General features: G+C 47.7%; 1 protein-coding gene. It reads left to right on the top strand.

What is annotated here, in order from left to right:
• The first annotated feature begins 414 nt into the window (after positions 1-414).
• Entirely contained in the window at positions 415-2,721 is a 2,307-nt protein-coding gene (locus Q2M23_RS43365) for a reverse transcriptase domain-containing protein (protein WP_316399482.1), read from the top strand.
• Positions 2,722-2,797 lie beyond the last annotated feature (76 nt).

The following is a 2,797-nucleotide window of genomic DNA, read 5'->3' as shown; positions in this document are numbered from 1 at the left end:
AAACGAACATCGTGGCAGCAGTATGTGAGCACACTAAACACACGGACACCTGCGAAATTTGTGTGAGACCGGTTGAATAAGATTCGTGGAAATTACCATTCATTCAGTCTGCCCCTTATCCACGTTAATGGGACTCCTTGTCAAACCTTATACGAACAGGCCAACATTCTCGGAGAACATTTTCAGCACGTATTCAGCTCAAGCCACTACTCGCTTGCCTTTCTCCAGATTATGGCTGTGGCAGAAAGGAAAAAGATCGTCGTCACAGGTCACAACAATGCGCCATACAACCTCCCGTTCACAATTTACGAATTTGAGCGTGCGCTCTGTGTATCTAAACCAACATCTCCTGGACCGGACAATATACATTAGACAATGCTCAGCCAGTTTTGCCCAAGTTCCAGAGACAAACTTTTGAGATTTTTCAACAAGGTCTGGGCTGAGGGAACCCTCCCTCGCTCGTGGAAGCAAGCTACAGTTGTGCCGATTCTTAAGCCCGGCAAAGAACCGAACGCCCCGACTAGTTACCGGCCCATTGCCCTTACCAGCTGCGTGGGAAAGGTATTTGAGCGCATGGTGAACCACCGGTTGGTATATTTTTTGACCCAAAGCGGGATACTGGACGAAAACCAGTGTGGCTTCCGCCAAGGGTACTCCACGCTTGACCACCTCGCTCGACTTGAGACCGTGATTAGGGAGTCGTTTGTGAGGCGGCAGCATTGTGTTTCAATATTTTTCGACCTTGAAAAGGCATATGATACCACTTGGAGGTATGGCATTCTTCAAGACCTGTATTCCTACGGAATAAGGGGACGGATGCTGAAGCTTATACAAAATTTTCTGCGGGACCGCTTCTTCAGAGTACGAGTGGGCACGACGTATTCCCGCCTCTTTCAACAGGAAAATGGTGTACCACAGGGTTCGGTGCTGAGCGTGACTCTCTTTATAGTGAAAATGAACTCCATTGCAAAGGCCATACCGCGCACTATATTCTACTCTCTGTACGTGGATGATGTACAAATCTCGTACAGTTCGTCAAGTCTGCCGGTAGCTGAGAGACAGCTTCAGATAGCTACGAACAAGATTTCAGCATGGGCCACGCAAAATGGATTTAAGTTCTCTCCACAGAAAACCGCCTGTGTCGTTTTCTCGAGACGGCGAGGGCTATACCCTGACCCTGAAATACAGCTAGATGGACACCTGATAGACGTTAGACCTGAACAGAAATTCCTCGGTGTCATATTTGACAGAAAGCTAACTTTCTCTCCTGATGTCAAGTATATAAGGAAGAAAGACCTGAAAGCGCTCAATATTTTGAAAGTCCTTTCACACAAGTCATGGGGTGCGGACAGGGAAACGATGCTTAAAGTATACAAGAGTGTCGTCCGCAGTAAATTGGAGTATGGATGTGTGGTATATGGCTCGGCCTGCCTGTCTACTTTAAAAGTGTTGGATACCGTTCACCATGCTGGACTGCGCCTTGCTTTGGGTGCGTTCCGCACGTCTCCGGTCGAGAGCCTTTACGTTGAATCTGGTGAACCCTCGCTGGAGAGACGGCGTCAGTATCTTACTGCACTGCACGTCATTAGAAATAAGGCCTTTCCTGAAACTCCCAGCCATAGATGCGTGCAAGTGATCCGACACGAGCAGCTTTTCGCAAACAAGCCTTCCGTGATTCCACCTCTAAACATCAGGTCACAAAAGATACTACAGTACTATCACATTGCCCGGCACAGAAACCTCGTCATGCAGGTGGGAGCTGACCCTGCTCCTTGGGAGCTTGTAAAGCCAGTCTGTGATTTTTCATTGAGACAATGGGATAAACGGAGCACCCCACACCTAGTTTTACAGCAGGAGTTTGAAGCTCTTCGCGAAAGTTTTGGCCAGCATCAGGCCTTTTATACTGATGGCACTAAGTCCAGCAGTGGTGTTGGATGTGCAGTCATCACAAACACCCGTTCGATAAAAGTCAGGCTCCCGGACTCAGCCTCCGTGTTCACAGCGGAGCTTTACGCTATCAAGCACGCTGTTCACTATATAAATATCAAACGTATCACATCACCTGTCATATACACAGATTCTATGAGTTCACTACATGCAATATCTTCCAACACAACAAGGAACCCACTCGTTAGGCAGATCCGCAACATCATCACCAGTGTGCACAGAAATGGTTCGGATCTAAAGTTTGTCTGGGTCCCAAGCCATGTCGGTATAACGGGTAACGAATCCGCTGACAGGGCCGCAGCTGATTCGTTATCAAACCGTGAAGGCCCATACGAGATACCATATCAAGACCTAACACCGTTGGTGAGACGAGCGTTCTTGCGGAAATGGCAATCATTTTGGGACACACAGACTAAAAATAAGCTACACCTTGTCAAACCACAGATAGGGCGGTCGCCATCCACTACGCATGTGGATCGCCTCCGCGAAGTCACACTGGCACGACTTAGGATTGGTCATACCTACATGACCCATGGCTTTCTGTTGCGTAGTGAGAACCCTCCCGATTGCCCCAGATGCGGCTGTCAGCTGTCAGTCGTCCACATACTGTTAGAGTGCCCAGCTTTTCAGAGCCGACGTGAACAGTGTTTCAGATACCTGTGTGAACATAGAATCCCACTCCATCCCTCCCTCATCTTGGGGGACGAATCATTGATTGATTTTAAGCGTGTTATGAAGTTCATCTCGACTGTTGGTATTTTAAGCATGATATAGATTTTACGTTATCACTACATGATTTTATGCTTGTCATCTAGTTCCTTTTAACTATCACCCCTGGTTTTATTATCAC

It is taken from the genome of Bradyrhizobium sp. 33ap4 (assembly GCF_032654765.1).
GTDB lineage: Bacteria > Pseudomonadota > Alphaproteobacteria > Rhizobiales > Xanthobacteraceae > Bradyrhizobium > Bradyrhizobium australafricanum.
This window is presented reverse-complemented; position numbering and strand designations above follow the sequence as displayed.